This is a genomic window from Psychrobacter sp. JCM 18902 (assembly GCF_904846615.1).
In the GTDB taxonomy this organism is placed as follows: domain Bacteria; phylum Pseudomonadota; class Gammaproteobacteria; order Pseudomonadales; family Moraxellaceae; genus Psychrobacter.
Map to the genome: position 1 here is coordinate 2,387,802 of NZ_CAJHBK010000001.1, position 23,516 is coordinate 2,411,317.

General features: G+C 43.4%; 15 protein-coding genes, 2 tRNA genes and 3 rRNA genes. 6 read left to right on the forward strand and 14 right to left on the reverse strand.

Translation table 11 applies throughout. From position 1 onward, the window contains the following. Positions 1-129 precede the first annotated feature (129 nt). Positions 130-858, reverse strand: coding sequence for a DUF1285 domain-containing protein (locus JMY05_RS09835; protein WP_201614961.1), 729 nt, complete (start codon positions 856-858; stop codon positions 130-132). Between the two features lie 613 nt (positions 859-1,471). On the opposite strand from JMY05_RS09835, the gene JMY05_RS09840 reads away from it, so the two are divergent. Further along, positions 1,472-3,109, forward strand: coding sequence for an electron transfer flavoprotein-ubiquinone oxidoreductase (locus JMY05_RS09840; protein WP_201615390.1), 1,638 nt, complete (start codon positions 1,472-1,474; stop codon positions 3,107-3,109). A gap of 113 nt (positions 3,110-3,222) precedes the next feature. On the opposite strand, the gene JMY05_RS09845 is transcribed toward JMY05_RS09840, so the two are convergent. After that, positions 3,223-4,719: an alanine/glycine:cation symporter family protein gene (locus tag JMY05_RS09845; protein ID WP_045448031.1), complete on the reverse strand. Its 1,497-nt coding sequence runs from the start codon at positions 4,717-4,719 to the stop codon at positions 3,223-3,225. 1,110 nt (positions 4,720-5,829) lie between these two features. Between JMY05_RS09845 and JMY05_RS09850 the strand changes: the two genes are divergently transcribed. From JMY05_RS09850 to JMY05_RS09860, 3 genes are all read left to right on the forward strand, one after another. After that, positions 5,830-6,090, forward strand: a complete 261-nt coding sequence (locus tag JMY05_RS09850; protein ID WP_045448034.1) for a DUF4212 domain-containing protein — start codon at positions 5,830-5,832, stop codon at positions 6,088-6,090. Between the two features lie 4 nt (positions 6,091-6,094). After that, entirely contained in the window at positions 6,095-7,963 is a 1,869-nt protein-coding gene (locus JMY05_RS09855; RefSeq protein ID WP_201614963.1) for a sodium:solute symporter family protein, read from the forward strand. A 379-nt stretch (positions 7,964-8,342) separates the two neighbouring features. Next, a complete protein-coding gene (locus JMY05_RS09860; RefSeq protein ID WP_045448037.1) occupies positions 8,343-8,888 on the forward strand; it encodes a hypothetical protein in 546 nt (181 codons plus the stop codon). An 84-nt stretch (positions 8,889-8,972) separates the two neighbouring features. On the opposite strand, the gene JMY05_RS09865 is transcribed toward JMY05_RS09860, so the two are convergent. The 11 genes from JMY05_RS09865 to JMY05_RS09915 all read right to left on the reverse strand — a co-directional run bounded on the left by JMY05_RS09865 (position 8,973) and on the right by JMY05_RS09915 (position 20,764). Beyond that, positions 8,973-9,578 (reverse strand): rhomboid family intramembrane serine protease, encoded by a 606-nt coding sequence (locus JMY05_RS09865; protein WP_045448040.1) that lies wholly within the window; start codon positions 9,576-9,578, stop codon positions 8,973-8,975. Positions 9,579-9,630: 52 nt separating this feature from the next. Then, positions 9,631-10,680 carry a 5'-nucleotidase gene (locus JMY05_RS09870; protein ID WP_201614965.1) on the reverse strand — a complete coding sequence of 350 codons (1,050 nt, stop codon included), beginning with the start codon at positions 10,678-10,680 and terminating at the stop codon, positions 9,631-9,633. 336 nt (positions 10,681-11,016) lie between these two features. Further along, the gene (locus JMY05_RS09875) at positions 11,017-12,306 is read right to left on the reverse strand and encodes a TRAP transporter large permease (RefSeq protein WP_045448043.1); all 1,290 of its coding nucleotides are present in this window, start codon (positions 12,304-12,306) and stop codon (positions 11,017-11,019) included. Then, on the reverse strand, positions 12,303-12,830 hold the full coding sequence (locus tag JMY05_RS09880; protein ID WP_045448045.1) for a TRAP transporter small permease: 528 nt from the start codon (positions 12,828-12,830) through the stop codon (positions 12,303-12,305). Before JMY05_RS09880 ends, JMY05_RS09875 begins: the two co-directional genes overlap by 4 nt. Before the next feature lie 17 nt (positions 12,831-12,847). Then, positions 12,848-13,909 (reverse strand): TRAP transporter substrate-binding protein, encoded by a 1,062-nt coding sequence (locus JMY05_RS09885; protein WP_045448046.1) that lies wholly within the window; start codon positions 13,907-13,909, stop codon positions 12,848-12,850. Between the two features lie 368 nt (positions 13,910-14,277). Beyond that, positions 14,278-14,392, reverse strand: a 5S ribosomal RNA gene (gene rrf, locus JMY05_RS09890). Positions 14,393-14,583: 191 nt separating this feature from the next. Beyond that, positions 14,584-17,445: ribosomal RNA gene (locus tag JMY05_RS09895) — 23S ribosomal RNA — on the reverse strand. A gap of 346 nt (positions 17,446-17,791) precedes the next feature. Then, a tRNA-Ala gene (locus JMY05_RS09900) sits at positions 17,792-17,867 on the reverse strand. 9 nt (positions 17,868-17,876) lie between these two features. Beyond that, positions 17,877-17,953: transfer RNA gene (locus JMY05_RS09905), tRNA-Ile, on the reverse strand. Positions 17,954-18,028: 75 nt separating this feature from the next. Continuing rightward, positions 18,029-19,567, reverse strand: a 16S ribosomal RNA gene (locus JMY05_RS09910). Together the 16S, 23S and 5S rRNA genes with 2 tRNA genes alongside form the textbook arrangement of a ribosomal RNA operon. A gap of 630 nt (positions 19,568-20,197) precedes the next feature. Continuing rightward, on the reverse strand, positions 20,198-20,764 hold the full coding sequence (locus JMY05_RS09915; RefSeq protein WP_413786587.1) for a DNA glycosylase: 567 nt from the start codon (positions 20,762-20,764) through the stop codon (positions 20,198-20,200). 403 nt (positions 20,765-21,167) lie between these two features. On the opposite strand from JMY05_RS09915, the gene upp reads away from it, so the two are divergent. Together upp and JMY05_RS09925 are read left to right on the forward strand one after the other, a co-directional pair. Then, positions 21,168-21,815 (forward strand): uracil phosphoribosyltransferase, encoded by a 648-nt coding sequence (upp, locus tag JMY05_RS09920; protein ID WP_045445969.1) that lies wholly within the window; start codon positions 21,168-21,170, stop codon positions 21,813-21,815. Positions 21,816-21,893: 78 nt separating this feature from the next. After that, positions 21,894-22,646 carry an SDR family NAD(P)-dependent oxidoreductase gene (locus JMY05_RS09925; protein ID WP_045445966.1) on the forward strand — a complete coding sequence of 251 codons (753 nt, stop codon included), beginning with the start codon at positions 21,894-21,896 and terminating at the stop codon, positions 22,644-22,646. Between the two features lie 24 nt (positions 22,647-22,670). On the opposite strand, the gene JMY05_RS09930 is transcribed toward JMY05_RS09925, so the two are convergent. Continuing rightward, a complete protein-coding gene (locus JMY05_RS09930; protein WP_045445963.1) occupies positions 22,671-23,327 on the reverse strand; it encodes a hypothetical protein in 657 nt (218 codons plus the stop codon). Positions 23,328-23,516: the final 189 nt, after the last annotated feature.

The window sequence follows — 23,516 nt, forward strand, 5'->3', positions numbered from 1 at the left end:
ACAAAGAAGGCAAGCAAAAGTACTACAAATAGTAGACTAAGCGAGTCTGACACCGTATCTGATTTATATAGAATTGACTATATCTAAACCGTAAATCATTTGACGGATACATAGCTTTAAATCCTTACGTTAACTGGCTGGCATCGACAGCTCATAGGATTTTCCGCCACTTTGTAATGTCAGTATCGTCTCACCATTTTGCTCTGTCAATTCGCCAATTTCGGTCAAGTGATAAAAAGTATTACGCCCAATAAGTGCGTCCAAACCATTTCTAACGGGCATATAAGGACGTACCTGCATATCTATTACTGCCTGCTGACTGTTTTCAGTATTTATCGCAGCTGTATGCTGATCAATCGTATCATTGTCTGTAGGATTATACGCCTTTAATGTGATGGTGTGCTCATCATCTAAACGCACCACATCGCCAGTAGTCGTGGTAAATTCTAGCCAACGATTGTCGCCTTCGTTGACGATACCGACGTCATTGATCAATAAAGGGGCATCTTCAACTTGGATACGGATTTTCTGTACTGGCGTCTTCAAAAAATATTCAGTGATGCCATTATTGTCTTCTTTCCATAAAATAGTCGCAAATAAGCTCACCAATGACTCTCTGGTCATTTGCCCTCCTTCATGCCACCACTCGCCATTTGCCTTTATGACCAGATCCATATCGGCCACATCTTTTGGGTGCCATTTATCCAATGGTGGGATGGCACGTCCCTCACGTTTGCCTACGGTAGACTTTAGATACTGACTGAGAGAATCCATATTATTTAGCTCAGATGGCACGTCTTTTGGCGGTTTAGCTGCCGATTCATCATTTTGAATTATGTCTTCATTATTGCTATTCATCGTATAATCCTTTACTTAGCATTCAAAGTTTGGCAAATCTATTATTACTATAAATTTTAGTTTCGGGTATGATGAAAACATATCATCTTAGCACCCTCATTAGTTCAATCTTACCTTAACATCGATACTCATAAATGCGTATCGTGTTTGTAGGACTTTTCTTTTATAATGAGTAACGATTTTTTATTGAAATGGTCAAGTGGGTGTTGTGTTAATGACACATTTTACGTGATGTGTTGATATCCTTAAATACATGGATCTCGACAGTAACATGGTCAATTGATGTCGCAAAGACAGTTTTTATCGGGCAGCCATATGTCTGAGTAATGTTAGCGCCGCAAGTCTATTATTCAATTGTTAAGCTAATGATGCCCTGAGATAAGCCACTAAAAGTTTAGGAGTAGGTATGCAAGAGCAAGACAATCAAAAGCCAGTCATTGATAGTGACACTGTGAATACTGACCCATCAGTAGCGACAGAGACGGCAAATCTAGATAAAGCAGAGTCAGCCGTTGTGACCCAAGAAGTGCCAGCTGAAACAGTCGCTATCGACAAAGCGCCAGAGCCAGTAGTAGAAGCTGTCGCGGCAGAGCCTGAGATTGAACGTGAGTCTATGGAATTTGACGTTATCATCGTCGGTGGTGGACCTGCTGGGCTATCTGCTGCCATCCGCCTGCGTCAGCTCGCTATCGCTGCTGGTAATGATGAGTTTATGGTTTGTGTGGTCGAAAAAGGTTCTGAGTTTGGTGCGCATACCTTATCAGGTGCTGTCATCGAACCACGCGCTTTGAACGAGCTGATACCAGATTGGAAAGAAAAAGGCGCGCCGCTTAATGTGCCAGCGACCGAAGATCGCTTTTATTATCTAAACTCAGCCACACGCTCTACTAAAGTACCTGACTCGTTGATTCCAGGACCGATGCACAACAATGGCAACTATATTGTCTCATTGGGCAATGTGGTGCGCTGGTTAGCGGTACAAGCTGAAGAGCTTGAAGTCATGATGTTCCCAGGCTTCCCTGCAGATGATATTTTATATAACGATGACGGTTCTGTACGTGGTGTCTTAACGGGCGATATGGGTGTGGCTGCCAATGGCGAAGCCAAGCCTAGCTTTGAGCCAGGTTATGAGCTACTTGCTAAATACACTATTTTTGCCGAAGGCAGCCGTGGTCATTTAGGTAAGCGCTTAATCAGCCGTTTTGATCTTGATAAAGACTCAGATCCTCAGCATTATGGTATTGGTCTAAAAGAGCTGTGGGACGTAGCCCCTGAGAAACACGAGCAAGGCGTGGTCATGCACGGTCTTGGCTGGCCCTTGACCGAAACAGGCTCTACTGGTGGCTGGTGGTTGTACTTCGACGAAAACAACCAAGTAAGTTTTGGTCTTGTCGCTGACCTGTCTTACCACAACCCATATATGTCGCCATTCGATGAGATGCAGCGCCTAAAAACCCACCCTGTCATCAAAAACGTATTGGAAGGCGGCAAGCGCATCTCTTATGGCGCACGTGCTTTAACCAAAGGTGGCTTAAACTCTCTACCGAAATTCACTTTCCCAGGTGGTGTATTGGTCGGTGATGATGCTGGATTCTTGAACCCCGCTAAAATCAAAGGCACACACACATCGATGAAGTCAGGCATGCTAGCCGCCGAAGCTATCTTTGAGGCACTACAAGCTGATCGTCAGCATGATGAAGTCGTTGCTTATACCACCATGTATAAAGAGTCATGGTTGTATCAAGACAACTATGAGTCACGCAACTTCTCGCCTGCAATACATCGCATGGGTCTGTTTATGGGCGGTGCTTTTACCTTTATCGAGCACAACTTATTAAAAGGTAAAATGCCGATTACCTTACATGACAGCCTGCCAGATTATGATCAGTTAGAGCGTGCCAATCATGCTTTTCAGCCAACCTACCTCAAGCCTGATGGCAAACTGGTATTTGACAAGCTGTCATCGGTATTTATCTCTAATACTAATCATGCAGAAGACCAGCCGGTACATTTGAAACTGACTGATCCAACGGTACCTGTTTCAATTAACTTACCGTTATATGCTGAGCCTGCCCGTTTATACTGCCCAGCTGGGGTATATGAAGTGGTAAAAGATGCCGAAGGAGCTAAGTTTGTGATCAATGCGCAAAACTGTGTGCATTGTAAAACTTGTGATATCAAAGATCCTTCACAGAATATCACTTGGGTAACGCCAGAAGGTGGCGGTGGCCCTAACTATCCTAATATGTAAATATAAACAATATTAGGATCAATCGCTGATACTAAAAACCGCCCTTATGAATTCATAAGGGCGGTTTTTTTAACTTCGACACATGAGACAAGTTTATCTTTAATCAGGTGAGATTAATCTGTCCATGCATCACGATTGGCTTCGTCTTTAAGCTTCACAAAGTCATCAGGATTAAACTTGATTTGATCGCCAGTTTTACCTTCTTTAATCTGACGCTCGTAGTCACGCAATATGCGCAGCGCTACGGGTGACAAGATTAAAATAGCCACTAAGTTAACGAGTGCCATTAGACCCATTGATAAGTCAGCGAAGTTCCATATGGCAGGAAGACTGGCAATAGCACCCACAAATACCATGCCAAGTACCATAAAGCGGAATATCATGATCATGACTTTGGCATTTTTGGCACCAGAGATGAATTCAAGATTCGACTCACCATAGCTATAATTGGCAATGATAGAGGTGAAAGAGAAGAAGAAAATAGCAATCGCAACGAAGATAACACCCATATCACCCACATACTGTGACAGTGCCAACTGAGTCAGCTGAATACCTTCTTGCTCAACACTAGGATCGACCACACCGGACAAAATAATAATCGACGCCGTTGCCGTACAAATGACAAGGGTATCCATAAATACACCCAGCATTTGCATAAATCCTTGCACCGCTGGATGATCGGGATGACTCTTCGCCGTTGCCGCCGCATTAGGCGCTGAACCCATACCCGCCTCATTTGAAAACAGACCACGCTTGATACCGTTAATCATCGCCTGAGCAATACCATAACCAATCACCCCGCCTGCTGCTTGCTCAAAACCAAATGCTGATTTAACAATTAACACAATCGCCGCTGGGAATTGACTAAAATTCGTCACGATAATGAACAAGGCCAATAAGATATAGAGAATCGCCATAACGGGTACGATTTTACCCGCAATACGAGCAACCGAGCGCAAACCACCGAATACCACTGGCGCCACTAATACAACCAATACCAAGCCTGTCATCCACGTTGGAACACCGAATGCTTCGTTGGTCGCTTGTGCGATGGTATTTGACTGCACGCCATTAAAGGCTAAACCGAACGCTACTAATAAGCATAATGAGAAAAATATCGCTAGCCAGCGCTGACCAAGACCTTTTTCGATATAATAAGCCGGTCCACCGCGGTAAACATTGTCATTGTGCGGCACTTTATAGGCTTGTGCTAATGTTGATTCGATAAAGCTGGTCGACATACCGACGATCGCAGTCATCCACATCCAAAACACGGCACCCGGACCGCCAAGGTAAATCGCGATTGCGACCCCTGCCAAGTTACCTGTACCGACCCGCGCCGCCAATGAGGTCATCAGCGCCTCAAATGAGCTGATACCGCCATCTTTACGCCCCTGATTGGACACACGCAATAGCTGCCACATATGCCCAAAGTGGCGAAACTGAATAAAACGTGTGGCAATGGTAAAATACAAACCTGCACCAATCAGTACGAACATCAGTAATCCATACCAAGGGTTACTCGCAATCAACCAATCATTGTTGCCCCAAATAATACTGACACCATAATTGACGATGCTGTTAAACCAACCTGCTATCCCTTCACCCATACTGCTATCCTCTCACTTACATTTTATACTGCTAGTATATTTTATGGATTGATGTGATTAATGATATTTAAAAATGCTTACTAATCCCTCTGCCTACTGATGAAACAGTAAATATCTGATCAATATACTGGCAAAGTAAATCACTAACATCCTGTCGCTACATTTTAACTGACTAGAGATTATTTAACTATTTCCAACCTCTATTATAAAAATTAAATAATTACGAACTTTTGCAAGGTGTTTCTATAAAAATCAAAAAAATATTTTTTATATGGAATATTAAAGAAAACTTTTGAGACTAGGTCAACAGATAGGTTTTAAAACGTATTCATATAAACACCATTCCAAAAAAAATAGTCACCGCCATAATATTTATTGAGCAAAGTATGGGCTATATTTATAGAATGGATGACTTTTATTGCTAATAATGCTCTAATACCTCTATAAAACTAAATCCTTAATATAAATAGGGTTTTAGCACAGCACCTGAGCAACGGCCATTTTTTTAGCTACTCTCTCTAACATAAGTTGACCATGGTTTCCATAAAGCAAACATTTAGTTACATAAAGTAAATAAAATTTATTTATTGTTAATTAAGTCAATATTGTATATATTCCCAATAAGTTCATAAATATTTCTTGCAATACTTATTGGCATGAATAATAAGTTGAAATATTAAGACAATATCATCAGGGATGATGAGCATAATAAGACAGAGGACTGTCAACCAATAACGACCCTCCTCCATAAATCCTCATCTCTATATACTATAAATCCAGTCATTCTATAGCCCATAAATCTTGTTAGATGTTTAGGTTATAGTCGACCCACAGCCATATTTTACAATGTGAATTTTTAGCAAAATCGAACCACAGAAAAGTATTTTTCGTAGTGCTTTGATTGATAGAAATCTGCTTTTTTTTCGATAATATCGGGTTACTTATTACTGGTTGGTCATTCTGCTTTATCAGCCTATAAACTGATTTTATGATCCGTTTATAGACAACGTATCGAACTGTCTTCCATCATGTGATACATGCTAAAGCAAAATAACTTGTCAGGCTCAAATCAGTAATCTTGTTTTTATGTTAGGCAAAAGGAGTTGTCCTATGGAAAACCACAACGATCCATCCGGTTATTGGCGTGCCAATGTCCGTCTCATTTTAGGTAGCCTATTTATTTGGGCGCTATGCTCATACGGGTTTGGGATTTTGTTACGTCCTCTCTTAGCAGGTATTAAAATCGGTGGTACCGACTTGGGCTTTTGGTTTGCTCAGCAAGGATCCATTGGGGTATTTATCGTTTTAATTTTCTTCTACGCTTGGCGTATGAATAAGTTAGATAAACAATACGGCGTAGACGAGGAATAGCCCCATGAGTCAATTTACGATTAATATTATTTTTGTAGGTCTATCTTTCGCTCTATACTTCGGTATTGCAATTTGGGCACGTGCTGGCACAACGAGTGAATTCTACGTAGCAGGCGGCGGTGTTCATCCTGTCGTCAACGGTATGGCAACGGCTGCTGACTGGATGAGTGCTGCGTCATTTATTTCGATGGCAGGTATTCTTGCCGCTGGCGGTTATGGCGCATCAACTTATTTGATGGGTTGGACAGGTGGTTATGTACTACTGGCAATGCTCCTAGCGCCTTATTTACGTAAATTTGGTAAGTTTACGGTACCTGACTTCATCGGCGACCGTTTTTATTCAAAAACGGCAGCAATGATTGCCGTAATTTGTTTGATTATCGCCTCAACCACATACGTTATCGGTCAGATGACAGGTGCCGGTGTCGCTTTCTCACGCTTCTTGGAAGTTGAAAACACGACTGGTCTCCTGATTGCTGCGGTTGTTGTCTTCTTCTATGCTGTACTTGGTGGTATGAAAGGGATTACTTATACGCAGGTAGCGCAGTATGTAGTTCTAATGATTGCATATACCATTCCTGCTGTTTTCATCTCACTTGAGTTAACAGGCAATCCAATTCCAGGTTTGGGCTTGTTTTCAAACCATGTGGAAGCAGGCGTTCCTATCTTAACCAAGCTAGATCAGGTGGTTACTGATTTGGGTTTCACGGCTTATACTGCTGATGTCCCTAACAAACTAAATATGGTGCTATTTACCTTATCACTCATGATCGGTACAGCAGGTCTACCACACGTTATCATCCGCTTCTTCACCGTACCTAAAGTCGCTGATGCGCGTTGGACAGCTGGTTGGACGTTGGTATTTATCTCGCTATTATACTTCACTGCTCCTGCCGTAGGTGCAATGGCACGTTTAAACCTGATTGATACGATTTATCCACAAGGGGTAGCAGAAGCACCTATAAACTATGATCAACGTCCAGACTGGATGAAGACATGGGAAGATACCGGTCTCATTAAATATAATGATCTTAATAATGATGGTCGTATCCAAATGTACAACGACAGTGGACTTGGTGCCGCTGAGCTTGCCTTAACTGCTGCACAAGCGGATGGTGGCGATGTAGCCGCTGCCACTGCAGCCGTAGAGACTGCACGTGTCGCACAGGATCTAGAACTTAATGGACGCTTCACCGCAGCGGGCTGGAAGGGTAATGAGCTGGATGTCAATGCCGATATCTTAGTATTAGCTAACCCAGAAATTGCGAATCTTCCACCATGGGTTATTGGTCTTATCGCCGCAGGTGGTTTGGCAGCAGCGCTCTCAACAGCAGCAGGCCTACTACTGGCTATTTCGTCAGCGATCAGTCATGACTTGATTAAACGAAACCTTAATCCAAATATTACTGATAAAGGCGAATTGAGAGTTGCGCGTATTACGATGGGTGTTGCGATTGTAGTTGCTACTTGGTTAGGAATAAATCCACCAGGGTTTGCCGCACAGGTAGTCGCATTAGCATTCGGTATCGCTGGTGCATCGCTCTTCCCTGCACTGATGATGGGTATTTTCTCTAAACGGATCAATAATGTTGGTGCCATCGCTGGTATGCTAACAGGTCTGATTAGTATCCTTGTTTATATCTTTGTCTTTAAAGGTTGGTTCTTCATTAGCGGTACAGCGAACTTCCCTGATACGGCAGAGTATTGGTTGTTTGGTATCTCACCACTATCATTTGGTGCGATTGGGGCATTGCTTAACTTTATCGTAGCGTTTGCTGTCTCTTATGCTACTGCGCCCCCACCATTACACATTCAAGAGTTGGTTGAAAGTGTCCGCTCTCCACGTGGCGCAGGCGGTGCAGTCGACCACTAAGTATATAAATGAGAATATATCTTCAGTTACTATATATCACTCACAGGCAGTAGCTGCTTGTGAGTGATTTTTTTATCTCTTATTTATTATAAAAAATGTTAGATTTTTGCTTTATTGAATATACTTTATTAACTATGCTTAGGACGTGTTCTCAATTAAATCGATTACCCTCTAAATGGGCTAAAAATGGCTAAAAATGGCTAAAAATGGCTAAATTTTGCCAAACATCGTTAATAGCTTATCAATATCTCGATATTATTTGCGCTACTTTCCTTGTTTGACGGCAATTTATCTCATTTTTATGACCATTTTTAAAATGAGAACACGCCCTAGTTAAAAGCGCTCAATTAAAAGTGCTTAACGCATTAAGGAAGATTTTATGCTTTTTGAGTTTATCGCTACCATCGCTGCCGCATTTGGCATGGCTGGTCTGGCACTCATTATAACTCACCTCAGTAAACTGGCTGGCAAACGCGCACCAAAGTGGCTTATTCCTTTGTTTGCTGCGATTGGTATGTTTGCCTTTCAAATACACCAAGAGTATAACTGGTATGGTCAGCAAGTGAGCAAGTTACCAGCAGGCGTGCAAGTCGTCAAAGTAGCAAAAAGCACCGAGTGGTTTCGCCCATGGTCTTATATCAAACCGCAAATATTACGTTTTATCGCTGCCGATACCGCCAACGCTAGCGTACAAGTAGATAATCCAGATGTATATTTGGTTAATTTATATCTTTTTGAAAGACGCAGAAGTGTGCAGAAAATACCACAAGTTATAGACTGTCGTATTCCTACGCGTGCCGATTATGTCATACCCGAAAAAAACAGTAAGCTAACGATTGATGAACATGTCAAGCAAACAACAGCATGGCGAGAGTTAGTAACAGATGACCCGTTGTTCATTAGTATCTGTACTGATAAAAGCTAACCTCCTCATAAATATGCAAATAAAACCCTGCTAAAACATCTGATTATTAAGGGATTTAAGACGGCTTATATTATAGTCATGTATTCAATTGCGCTGAGAAGTTGCGGTATAAGTATGCTTAGAATTAGCGCCTAACAGCAATCCAGCGCATAGACCACCGAAGTGCGCCGCAAACGAGATACCTTGTTGCGGCATCAATCCTTGCTTGATGGTCAACCAATAGCCAGTACCCATGACAATACAGGCAATCAAATAACCCCAACGCCGCGCAAATACAGCACCGCCTATCATATAGCCGAGCATCGCGAAGCATAGCCCTGATGCGCCAACATGAATTGACAATGGCGAGCCAATGATCCAAGTGACCAATCCAGATGCGATAATGAGCTTAATCACTGTTCGATAAGCATTCTTCTCAAACAATCCAAACAAAAATAAAATTTGTAATAACGTCAAAGTGTTACCAAGCAAATGTGAAAAATTGCCATGCATCGTCCATGATGCAAATACTCCAATCATACTGCCCACGTCTAAGGCACGAGGCACAATCCCAAAGATATTCCACATGCCAAATAATGCCACTTCATTTAAAAAAAACATGCCCCACATCGGTATTAATACAAAAGCATATAAGCCTATAACCTGCTTTATTCGTATCATAATCAAGCTAAGCAGTTGCTGCCAATTCATATAATGCCCTATTCTTTTAATTCATGTTTTAATCTATGTTTTTAGCGATATTTTAATGACTCAGCGTAGTAGTGGCGCGTGTTACAGGTGTAAAATCTAACAATGCAGCCTCTTTGTCAGTCATCAAATAACTGTCACTATGTAATAACGACGTCGAGTGATAAGGCACTAAAGCGGTGGGCACAAAACGACGGGCGGCATCGATATGTTTGATAGAATCATCAAAAAAGATATGAGGTGCAAATGTTCTAAGCACAGCTGTTTTTTCTAAACCTCCTAAGAAAAACGCCATATCAACATTGACGCCCCACTCTCGCAATGTCTTAATCGCGCGCAGATCAGCAGGTGCGTTGCGAGCTGTCACCAATGCAATCTTTATGGGAGAATACTTGAGACCAGCGGGTAGACGTTCCTGTAAGTTTGATAGTTTAATCAACAATTCAGCATAAGGACCTTTTTCAATCGGTAAATCACGCATCTGTATTTCGCGATCGTGAAAAGCACGCAGTCCTTTTTGCTTGTACAGCAGTTCACCTGAATCATCAAACAGCACCGCATCACCATCAAAAGCAATACGCAACTGATCAGTATCTAACTCATAAGTATTGACAGGGGTTGCATCGAGTATCGCACAAGCACAAATATTGGCATCAGCCACTTGCTGGGCATCTTCGCGATTGGTCGTCAAAAATAGATCGACATTGAAGTCTTTAATATAAGGAGCAACAGGACTGCCTGAAATAAATGCCGAGCGTGAGATAGTCAGCTCATGTTCAAGAATTGCATTGAGGACTTGAATGCCCGTATCTGGACTACTTTTTGAAACAATGACCACTTCCACCAAAGGTGTCTCAACCTCTAAATCTTGCATACCATCATTGCAATAATTATTCAGATTTAATAGAGCTTTAATTAATGGGTAACCAGCACCTATACTGAGAGCATCGTTCTCACGCTTGGTCATATAGTCTCGAAACTCTTTTATGGCGCTTGCAGGTCTCTGCTCTAGCAGCTCTAGCAAATAATTTTCTGATTCGGTTAAATCAAAAAGTGCCGTTGCAGAAATCGCGACGATGAGCGTATTACTAAAATCGACTGCCATGATTTTCTCTACTTATGAAGTTATCTATTCGGAAATGCCAACCAGTTTACTACATTCACAAGCCCTTAGAATGATAAGAAAAGTTATCCACGTATAATGTCATTTAGTATAAAAACTACTTTTTAAGTAATCAAAATGACCGCTCAAAAAATGTCTCATAATGTGACTTTATGTGGAATAATTTAACCATAGAATTGTTATGTCGACTTTTTCTTTTATCATAAAAAAGCCATATTGCTATGAAAACAATATGGCCCTATTAATGAACAATACAGATGAACAGTGTAGATAAACGACGCAGCTATGATTTTCTAAGCTTACTTTTATCAATAGCGCTTACGTTAGCAGCACTAAAGATATCGCTGGAAAGGCGACCAAAATAACCAGTCGAATCAGATCAGAGACAATAAACGGTGCGACCCCGCGAAACATATCAGACAGCTTAATATGCGGTGCCATCGCTTTAATGACAAAGATATTCATCCCCATCGGCGGCGTAATCAGTCCAAGCTCTACTGTCAATACAGCGATGATACCAAACCATACGGGATCAAACCCTAACGCCACAATGATTGGATATACCACTGGAATGGTAATGACCAGCATCGCCAAAGCATCCATGAACAACCCTAAGAGGAAGTACATGATTAAGATACAGATCAGTACAATCATCGGGCTGACTGCTAATGTACCAATCCAAGTCGCTAGCGTATAAGACAAGCGTGAAACGGAGATAAAGTAACCCAAGGCTTCTGCACCCAGCAGCATAAAGAACACCACCGCTGATAATGCAAGCGTTTCAATCAAAGATTGCTTTAGACCTTTTATACGCATGCCTTTGGCAAAAGCATAAGCCCAAGAAACAAACGCACCGACTGCCGCTCCTTCTGTCGGAGTAAATAACCCAAAGAAAATACCAGCGATAATCACAATAAAAATAAAGCTAAATGGGATGAGTCCCGTCAATGACAGCAGCTTGGCTTTCCAAGAAGTAGGCTCACCGCGACGCGCTAAATGCGGCTTCCAGCGTACCATAATCATAACAGTGATTGAGTACATCACCATGCCCAAAATCCCAGGCAAGAAACCAGCGATGAACATGTCACCGACCGACTGCTGGGTTAAGATGGCATAGACCAGTAGCGCAATGCTAGGCGGAATCATAATACCTAACGTGCCACCCGCTGCTAAAATACCACAGGCAAAACCTGGTTGATAACCATACTTCTCCATTTGTGGCAGCGCAACCTTGGTCATAGTGGATGCTGTGGCTAAGGATGAGCCTGAGATAGAAGCAAAAATACCAGACGATCCTATACCAGCGATACCCAAACTGCCCCTCACTCCACCAAAAATAGTTCGGGTAGCTTCAAATAATTTCCCTGCCATCCCTGAATGAGTGGCAAAAACGCCCATTAAAATAAATAAGGGAATCGCACTAAAGTCATACTTTGCCAAGACATCGACTGGGATGTCTTTGAGCATTTGTAATGCACCACTGGGCGCCGTCACTGCGCCAAAACCAACCAATCCAACACCTAACATGGCAAGCGCCACTGGAACTCGCAGGACAACAAGTAGGATCATGACGATTAAGCCGATAGCTCCAATAATTTCTGGACTCATGCGCCTGTCTCCTCGGCGTCAAAGAACTCGCCCGTTTTAAAGATATTAATGGATTCGATTAATGAGCGAATGGCGAGTAAGAGACTTAAAAATGCACTAAATGCATAGATGGGCATCATTGACAATCTAAGATCTTGAGTGACTTTGCCGTATTCTATGGCATCAACAGCACTCTCATAAAGCCCCCAAGCAAAAACGATACCAATGACGAAAAAGCCCATCATAAAGACGCCCATCATATAACCTTTAATGGCTTGCGGCATTTTTTGGGTAAAGACATCAACGATGATTTGTGAGCGTTCGACGAAAGCGCCAAAGGCAGCAAGTAAAGCAAAGAGCATGAAGTAAGAGACGATCTCTACACTGCCTTTAACAGTAAAGCCAAACTCGCCACCAGTCAGCTTGAAAATATAACGAGCAGTCACATCGAGCATCGTTGTGAGGACAATAATAATAAGACTGATACCACCGATAAACTGGCATAATCTAGAGATTAGAACACTGATTTTTACTAAAAATGCCATGTGACACCTCCAATGGGTTATACCACTTTACAAGCAGCACTGGCGGCTTTTGCTTTCTCATAGACACTATCAGCATCTAAACCCAAAGCATTGACATCACTTAGATATTTTTTAGTACCCTTTTCAAGTGGTCCTTTCCAATCAGGATCATTCAATGGATCAGGAATTTCAACGATCTCATCGCCTTTAGCTTTAGCAGCTTGAATGGCCATTTGATCATGCTTATCAAACACTTCACCAACTTTATTCGCCAATGCCATTCCTGAGTTTTTATCCAACACTTGCTTTAAATCATCAGGTAAGTTGTTATATTTATCCTTATTCATAGTGACCATCAGCGCCGAACTATAAAAAGGAATGTTGGTATGATATTTGGTAATTTCGTCAATTTTGAACGCTGTTACGGCCTCCCAGGGAAAGCTCAACCCATCGACGACGCCGCGTTGTAGCGAGGTATACATATCGTTAGCAGGCAATCCTACTGGTGACGCCCCAGCACTTTCGATAATGTCACCCGCGACCGCAGAAGGGCGGCGGATGCGCATACCTTTCATGTCTTCAGGAGTCCGAATCAATTTATCCGTAGTATGCAGTGAGCCAGGCCCAGCACCATACATAAATAGTAGATGTGAGTCTTCATACTCACTAGCAAGCGTGCCATCCTCATAAAGAGTCTGAAGCATACAACCCATTTGAGTCGCTGAGTTTGATAAACCAGGAAGTTCAGTGATTTGAGTTAAAGGAAAACGACCACTGGTATAACCATGTGCTTGTGAGCCGATATCTATCGTACCTTTAGCAGCAGATTCGTACGTAACATCTGCTTTGGCAAGACCCGCGGAAGGATACAACTCTACTTTTAAGCGACCATTAGAATCTGTTTCAATTTGCTTTGCCCAAGGTTCAAAAACCTCTGTGCTGATAGAAGAGGTTGCTGGCCAAAAGTGAGAGAAGCGTAAAACGGTCGTTTCTTGAGAGGTTGCTGATGAGCCATCAGTCGTGTTAGAAGATTGGTTAGAGCAGCCTAAAAGACTTACAGCCGCTAAGGCACCAATTGAAAAAAGAGGAGCTAGCTTCATTATCAATTCCTTTTGATAATTGTGAAAATAGGAGTAATACATCACTGGTAAATAATCCAATCTATACCAGATGTAATAACTTACAAGTTTCAAATATATCTTTTACATACCTGTAATAAAAATCTAGTTTAAAATTAGCAGCTATAATGATATAAGTCAAATCATTTTGATGGCAGGACTAGAAAATATATTCATAGAATTGCATAGCATTTAAACAAAAAAATCGTCAATTCAAATAGAAAATACACTTATAGAGTGTGAATTATAAAAGTAAGTTAGATTAAGTGTAAAATTATACTAAATCTCAACCCACACACAAAGAAAATCCCCCGGCTAGATAACTAGTCGGGGGATATTTCAGAATAGAGAGCTGACGATGACCTACTCTCACATGGACGAATCCACACTACCATTGGCGCAATGATGTTTCACTTCTGAGTTCGGGAAGGGATCAGGTGGTGCCATCATGCTATTGTCGTCAGCAAAGGGGGTTAGATATGAGTCTGTTATTTTTATTGTTTGACTATAAGTGTTTAGTTTATGGTCGATCAACTTGTAACCTAACTGAATCAAGGTTAAAGGTGATATCGAAATATTCTTTCTTTTATTCTATAAGCTTTCGCTTATACAAGATAGATTAATTAGAGCTTTCATACAAACCACTTGGGTGTTGTATGGTCAAGCCAAACGAGCAATTAGTACAGGTTAGCTACATGCATCGCTGCACTTCCACACCCTGCCTATCAACGTCGTAGTCTTCAACGGCTCTTTAGGGAAATCTAATCTTGAGGTGGGCTTCCCGCTTAGATGCTTTCAGCGGTTATCCCATCCGAACGTAGCTACCGGGCAATGCCACTGGCGTGACAACCCGAACACCAGAGGTTCGTCCACTCTGGTCCTCTCGTACTAGGAGCAGATCCTCTCAAATTTCCAACGCCCACGGTAGATAGGGACCGAACTGTCTCACGACGTTCTAAACCCAGCTCGCGTACCTCTTTAAATGGCGAACAGCCATACCCTTAGGACCTGCTTCAGCCCTAGGATGAGATGAGCCGACATCGAGGTGCCAAACACCGCCGTCGATATGAACTCTTGGGCGGTATCAGCCTGTTATCCCCAGAGTACCTTTTATCCGTTGAGCGATGGCCCTTCCATACAGAACCACCGGATCACTAAGACCTACTTTCGTACCTGCTCGACTTGTGGGTCTCGCAGTTAAGCGCGCTTTTGCCTTTATACTCTACGACCGATTTCCGACCGGTCTGAGCGCACCTTCGTACTCCTCCGTTACTCTTTAGGAGGAGACCGCCCCAGTCAAACTACCCACCATACATTGTCCTCGGTATTGTTATACCTGAGTTAGAACCCCAACATGACCAGGGTGGTATTTCAAGATTGGCTCCACCGAGACTAGCGTCTCGGCTTCAAAGCCTCCCACCTATCCTGCACAAGTCAGGTCAAAGTTCAATGTAAAGCTGTAGTAAAGGTTCACGGGGTCTTTCCGTCTAGCCGCGGGTACACAGCATCTTCACTGCGATTTCGATTTCACTGAGTCTCTGCTGGAGACAGCGCTGCCATCATTATGTCATTCGTGCAGGTCGGAACTTACCCGACAAGGAATTTCGCTACCTTAGGACCGTTATAGTTACGGCCGCCGTTTACTGGGGCTTCGATCAAGAGCTTCGCTTACGCTAACCCCATCAATTAACCTTCCAGCACCGGGCAGACATCACACCCTATACGTCCACTTTCGTGTTTGCAGAGTGCTGTGTTTTTAATAAACAGTTGCAGCAGCCTGGTATCTGCGACTGCCAACAGCTCAAGGAGCGTGTCCTATCACCATCAGCAGCGTACCTTCTCCCGAAGTTACGGTACCATTTTGCCTAGTTCCTTCAGCAGAGTTCTCTCAAGCGCCTTGGTATTCTCTACCTGATCACCTGTGTCGGTTTAGGGTACGATTCGTTTATAACTATTGCTTAGAAGCTTTTCCTGGAAGCATGGTATTTGCCACTTCACTGTACAAGTACAGCTTGCTATCAGATCTCAGCCATGTTGTAGCCCGGATTTACCTAAGCCACAAGCCTACATCCTTTCACCTGGACAACCAACGCCAGGCTGACATAACCTTCTCCGTCCCTCCATCGCATTATAAACAAGTATCGGAATATTAACCGATTTCCCATCGACTACGCCTTTCGGCCTCGCCTTAGGGGTCGACTCACCCAGCCCCGATTAACGTTGGACTGGAACCCTTGATCTTCCGGCGTGCGAGCTTTTCACTCGCATTATCGTTACTCACGTCAGCATTCGCTCTTGTGATACCTCCAGCATGCCTTACGACACACCTTCACAGGCTTACACAACGCTCCCCTACCACTTGAAAACAAATTCAAATCCGCAGCTTCGGCTCCTAGTTTGAGCCCCGTTACATCTTCCGCGCGGGCCGACTCGACTAGTGAGCTATTACGCTTTCTTTAAAGGATGGCTGCTTCTAAGCCAACCTCCTAGCTGTCTATGCCTTCCCACCTCGTTTCCCACTTAACTAGGAATTTGGGGCCTTAGCTGGCGGTCTGGGTTGTTTCCCTCTCCACAATGGACGTTAGCACCCACTGTGTGTCTCCCGGATATCACTCATCGGTATTCGGAGTTTGCATCGGTTTGGTAAGTCGGTATGACCCCCTAGCCGAAACAGTGCTCTACCCCCAATGGTGTTCGTCCGAGGCGCTACCTAAATAGCTTTCGGGGAGAACCAGCTATCACCGAGTTTGATTAGCCTTTCACCCCTATCCACAAGTCATCCCCTGGCTTTTCAACGACAGTGGGTTCGGTCCTCCGGTGCCTGTTACGGCACTTTCAACCTGCTCATGGATAGATCACTCGGTTTCGGGTCTATACCCTGCAACTAAACGCCCTATTAAGACTCGGTTTCCCTACGGCTCCCCTAAACGGTTAACCTTGCTACAGAATATAAGTCGCTGACCCATTATACAAAAGGTACGCGGTCACCCCAATAAATTAAGGCTCCCACTGCTTGTACGCACACGGTTTCAGGTTCTATTTCACTCCCCTCACAGGGGTTCTTTTCGCCTTTCCCTCACGGTACTGGTTCACTATCGGTCAGTCAGGAGTATTTAGCCTTGGAGGATGGTCCCCCCATCTTCAAACAGGATTTCTCGTGCCCCGCTCTACTTAATATGTTAACGCTAATGTTTCGAATACAGGACTATCACCTACTACGGTCAGCTTTCCCACGCTGTTCTTCTACATTAGCATTAATCGGCTTCTCCCCGTTCGCTCGCCGCTACTAGGGGAATCTCATTTGATGTCTATTCCTAAGGGTACTGAGATGTTTCACTTCCCCTCGTTCGCTTCTTGTACAAGTACAAGATACCTACCTTATGGTAGGTGGGTTTCCCCATTCAGAAATCTCCGGATCACAGGATATTGCCGCCTCCCCGAAGCTTATCGCAGGCTGTCACGTCTTTCATCGCCTCTGACTGCCAAGGCATCCACCATGTGCGCTTCATTACTTGACCATACAACCCCAAGTAGTCTTTCGACTGCTAAGTGTTATAAAGTCTAATTATGATAACGATATCACCTATGTTTATACGCTTGATTCAGTTCTCTTATTACTTTTTTTAATCACTCATCCCTGGGATAACAACTGATGTCGTTAAGAGGTGAGTGATTAAGGTTAAGAGGTGCGCGTGAACACGCTCCTCCTAACCCAGACTCATATCTATGTTTTTAAATAGTCTCTATGCTCTCGTCGAGTCACAGATTCTGTATAAAACAGAAAGAAGTAATCGTGTCTTTATTCAAAGATAAATCACTTGTTTCTATTTATACTATTAGCACTTAAAGCTTATTCGTCTATAGTGGTGGAGCCAAACGGAGTCGAACCGTTGACCTCCTGCGTGCAAGGCAGGCGCTCTACCAACTGAGCTATGGCCCCATTATAAAATGGTGGGTCTAAGTGGACTTGAACCACTGACCCCCGCGTTATCAACACGGTGCTCTAACCAGCTGAGCTACAGACCCAATTACGCTTGTTAAAACGTAAGCTTAAACTAAAGAACAACTTGTTGTGAATTCTTGCTGACCGAATGCCATCTATAAGGAGGTGATCCAGCCGCAGGTTCCCCTACGGCTACCTTGTTACGACTTCACCCCAGTCATCAACCACACCGTGGTGAACGCTCCCCCGAAGGTTAAGCTATCCACTTCTGGTGCAATCAACTCCCATGGTGTGACGGGCGGTGTGTACAAGGCCCGGGAACGTATTCACCGCGGCATTCTGATCCGCGATTACTAGCGATTCCTACTTCATGGAGTCGAGTTGCAGACTCCAATCTGGACTACGATAGGCTTTTTGAGATTCGCATCACATCGCTGTGTAGCTGCCCTCTGTACCTACCATTGTAGCACGTGTGTAGCCCTGGTCGTAAGGGCCATGATGACTTGACGTCGTCCCCGCCTTCCTCCAGTTTGTCACTGGCAGTATCCTTAGAGTTCCCGGCTTAACCCGCTGGTAACTAAGGACAAGGGTTGCGCTCGTTGCGGGACTTAACCCAACATCTCACGACACGAGCTGACGACAGCCATGCAGCACCTGTATTCTAATTCCCGAAGGCACTCCCGCATCTCTGCAGGATTCTAGATATGTCAAGACCAGGTAAGGTTCTTCGCGTTGCATCGAATTAAACCACATGCTCCACCGCTTGTGCGGGCCCCCGTCAATTCATTTGAGTTTTAACCTTGCGGCCGTACTCCCCAGGCGGTCTACTTATTGCGTTAGCTGCGTCACTAAGTCCTCAAGGGACCCAACGACTAGTAGACATCGTTTACGGCGTGGACTACCAGGGTATCTAATCCTGTTTGCTACCCACGCTTTCGAGCCTCAGTGTCAGTATTATGCCAGAAGGCTGCCTTCGCCATCGGTATTCCTCCAGATCTCTACGCATTTCACCGCTACACCTGGAATTCTACCTTCCTCTCACATACTCTAGCTCTACAGTTTCAGATGCAGTTCCCAGGTTAAGCCCGGGGATTTCACATCTGACTTATAGAGCCACCTACGCTCCCTTTACGCCCAGTAATTCCGATTAACGCTTGCACCCTCTGTATTACCGCGGCTGCTGGCACAGAGTTAGCCGGTGCTTATTCTGCAGCTAATGTCATCGTCCATGGGTATTAACCATGGAGTCTTCTTCACTGCTTAAAGTGCTTTACAACCAAAAGGCCTTCTTCACACACGCGGCATGGCTGGATCAGGGTTTCCCCCATTGTCCAATATTCCCCACTGCTGCCTCCCGTAGGAGTCCGGGCCGTGTCTCAGTCCCGGTGTGGCTGATCATCCTCTCAGACCAGCTACAGATCGTCGCCATGGTAGGCCTTTACCCCACCATCTAGCTAATCCGACTTAGGCTCATCTAATAGCGAGAGCAGTAAACTGCCCCCTTTCTCCCGTAGGTCGTATGCGGTATTAATACGAGTTTCCCCGTGCTATCCCCCACTACTAGGTAGATTCCTAAGTATTACTCACCCGTCCGCCGCTCGTCAGCGAGAAGCAAGCTTCTCCTGTTACCGCTCGACTTGCATGTGTTAAGCCTGCCGCCAGCGTTCAATCTGAGCCATGATCAAACTCTTCAGTTTAATCTTGCTATGAAGTCCTTTAAAGAGACTTCTAAACTTGGCTCATCTAATCTGGCAAAATCGCTAAAAATTATGTTCGTAATGAATTAACTTTGAGTTTTTCTGCTGTCTTAAATGATAATTTTTATAGTTAGAATGAACTCCGAAAAGAAGTTAAAACCAACTTTATTTTTTAGCATTCTGAATCAGCAAAAATCCACACAAGTTGTTCTTTAGTTATGCTTTTAAATAGTGCTCAATCACTGTCGTCCAGTAACTGATATATAGGGTAATTCTCTTGCTGTTTAGTCTCAAACCCTTGCGGGTCAAGCTATCTAGCGAGCCGACTATCTTATCATAATGATTTAAATTGTCAAGCTTTTTTATGTTTTGTTTCTTCAAGTGAATTGGGTTATTTATATGTTATTGACATATAAAGCTTCCAGCTCGTCTTGATGTGGGCGTATTATAGAGGGTTTGAATCTTTAGTCAAGGGCTATTTTAGCTTAATTCAAATAAACTTGGTGATTAGACTAAATTGACGGAATGGCGACGCTACTTTTGCTTCAATCGGGTAGTAGTATATGGGGTTTTGAGCAAGGATAGCTTTTTCCCCTTAAAATTGCTTACCCCTTTCTATAAATGCCACCTTTACAGCTTGCCTATCTTTTTGAAGAAGTCTTTGTAAGCAGCGACTTTTTTATCTAAGGCCAAAGGATAGGCACGTGAGGTAGAAGGCAACCTATATAAGGTAAGATTATTTACATCGACTTTTCGATTGTTATCGTTTTGCCATTGATATGGATAATCCATATTTTGATTGGTCTTAGGATACTTGGATTTAGCAGGTGGCTCGGCTAATAAACCAAGCAGCACTTCTGTTGCTTTACCGCCCGTGGTAAATAAGGTTTCAACCTTTGGCACTTGTGGCAATATACTATCTAGGTCAACGGGTGTGACAACGGTTAAGTTCTTATCTGAGGCATTACCAGTCTCGCGAATCGCTTGCTTGACGGTCGGACAAGAAGCAATTCCGCGCTCGAACATAAAGGCGCGAATACGCTCAGGATCAAAGCGCTTCTCATCCCCTACTCTAAAATAATCCACGTCATCAAAAAAAACACTACCATAGATACGCCACATGTCATTGTAAAAGTTTGGATAGTGAAATGGCATTGCCCATTTATCAGCGGTCGGTGGAAAAGTACCCATCATCATTACCGTAGCATTAGGTGGTAAAACGGGAGCGAACGGATGCGTTTCTACCTCTGCTGCTTGGGCTTCAGATAATATCAAGCGATTATCGGTTTGATGCGTATTATTATGGGTGTGATATGGTTGTGTAGTCATAAGATTCTTCATCAGAAAAGCGGTTTTTTTGCTATTATAGCAAGCCTAAACACTGCTTCATTTATTAGGGCGCTATTATAGTCAAACATAGTCGGCTTAAATAAAACCAACCCTGCCATAAATATACTTGGCTTACTTTATTATCAAAGCAGTAAGCTTACTATTTGTGAGATAGATATAAGGTTGAAGTGCAGTAAGTGTTTGTATCTTTTATACTAATGGCAACCGCAGTAACTGCGCAAGCATCAGACCAAAAACCAAGAGAAACCTTATGAGCGACTTAAAAATCACCGTCATTGATCACCCGCTAGTCCGTCATAAACTCAGCCTTATGCGCGAAAAAGACTGTAGCACTTATAAGTTTCGCACGTTGACCAAAGAGCTTGCACGCTTGATGGCATATGAAGCAAGCCGTGATTTTGAAATCGAAACCTTCCCAATGCAAGGTTGGTGTGGTGAAATCACAGGTGAACAAATCATCGGTAAGACCGCGACGATTGTACCGATTTTACGTGCGGGTATTGGTATGCTTGACGGCGTGCTCGATTTGATTCCTACGGCAAAAATCTCTGTCGTCGGTTTACAGCGTGATGAAGAAACCTTACAACCTGTGCCATTCTTTGAAAAGTTTGTCAGCCATATGGACAAACGCCCAGCCCTTATCATTGACCCAATGTTAGCCACTGGCGGCTCAATGGTTGCGACCATCGAGATGCTAAAGAAAAATGGCTGTACCAACATTAAAGCCTTGGTATTGGTTGCGGCACCTGAAGGCGTACGTGTGGTCAATGAAGCGCATCCTGATGTGACCATTTATACCGCCGCATTAGATAGCCATTTAGATGAACATGGCTATATCATCCCAGGTTTAGGCGATGCGGGCGATAAAATCTTTGGTAAGCAATTATTTAACAAGTAAGACAACGCCAATAAATCAAGACAAGCTGTCGTTATAAACCATGACACATGTACAGAACATCAATGATAAGGATATAAGATGAACGTATTGATTACAGGAGCAAGCGCAGGTTTTGGTAAAGCGCTGGCCGAGCGTTTGGTTGCCAATGGTCATCGCGTGATTGGCTGTGCCAGACGCCTCGATAAGCTGAATGCTTTAGCAGACACTTTAGGCGAAGCATTTTTACCTGTGGTCATGGATGTGAGTGGCACGGCTACTATTCCGCAAATTATCGCTGATTTGCCTGACGGTTTTAACCAAATCGATGTCTTGGTAAATAATGCTGGATTGGCACTCGGTACAGAACCTGCGCAAAATGCCAGTCTTGATGATTGGATGCGTATGACTGATACCAATATTAAAGGGTTGATGGCGCTGACCCATGCAGTCTTGCCAGCAATGGTAGCGCGCGATAGCGGTTATATTATCAACGTTGGTTCAATCGCTGGCAGCTGGCCTTATTTTGGTGGCAACGTTTATGGTGCGACCAAAGCCTTTGTCAAACAGTTTAGCCTCAATCTGCGCGCGGATCTCATCGGTACGCAAGTGCGAGTGACCAACCTTGAACCGGGTAATGTCGCGGGTACTGAGTTTTCAAACGTGCGCTTTCATGGCGATGACGATAAAGCCGCCAAGGTTTACGACGGCTTTAAAACCATGACCGGCGATGATATTGGCGATATTTTATTATGGCTGATTGAATCGCCTGCTCATATTAACGTCAATCGTTTAGAAGTGATGCCAGTTGCGCAAACTTATAACGGGCTGACGATTGCTAAGCAAGGTTCTTAAACCTTTATCTGATCGTTTGGCTTATTAACGTAACTCATAAGACCGAAGCAATATAGTCTCATCTATATTGCTTCTTTTTTTGGCTATGATATTCATCTCATTGACCAACCTCAAATCCTGAAAATCTAAAATCAATACCTCATTGCGCAAGCGCTCGCTGGTACGTTTATTATGGCGTATCGGAAATCCTAATACTTGCTTACCCCTAATCACTATCTGATTGATAATCATGGTCGGATTATTCATTATAGCTTTTGCACTTAATTTTTGAGCATTAATGGTCACTGTGGCAGGATTGACCATTGTGCTTAAAACCTTTGTTTGACGCACGCTTTTTGGTAAATCCCCTGCAAAAAACAATACCTGACCTAGCGGTAAATACTGCGCGTGACGCATCAATTCTTGACGAAACAGCAAAGGCATATCACTATTGAAACTGTCTTCTGTTTGCTGAGAGAACGCCGTAAAATTACGCTGCAAATAACGTCCAAACACGCTGCTATTAATCCAGTCTTGATAAACCTCATTGGCTAGTAATTGCTGTGTAAATGCTGCGGCATCTGGTACCTCCTCTGCCATAAGAATCGCTAGTAATAACGCCTGTGGATTGGTAAATGTTTGCTGCTGCCAAAATTTTGGATATAGGCTGCTATCAAGCAATGGTAACGTCAGCTTGTTCATACCTTAATATCCTTATATTTTACTTGCTGACGTTTGATTCGATTGGTCAAAGTCTATGACAAGTCACTACTTTTAACCCTAAACAGCTTTTATGCTATGGTTAATTACCTGCTTTAATATAGCAGTCTTTTAGAAATGAGATAAAGACTTTTGCTAGATACATTTTGGCTCAATCGACTTGGTAAAACC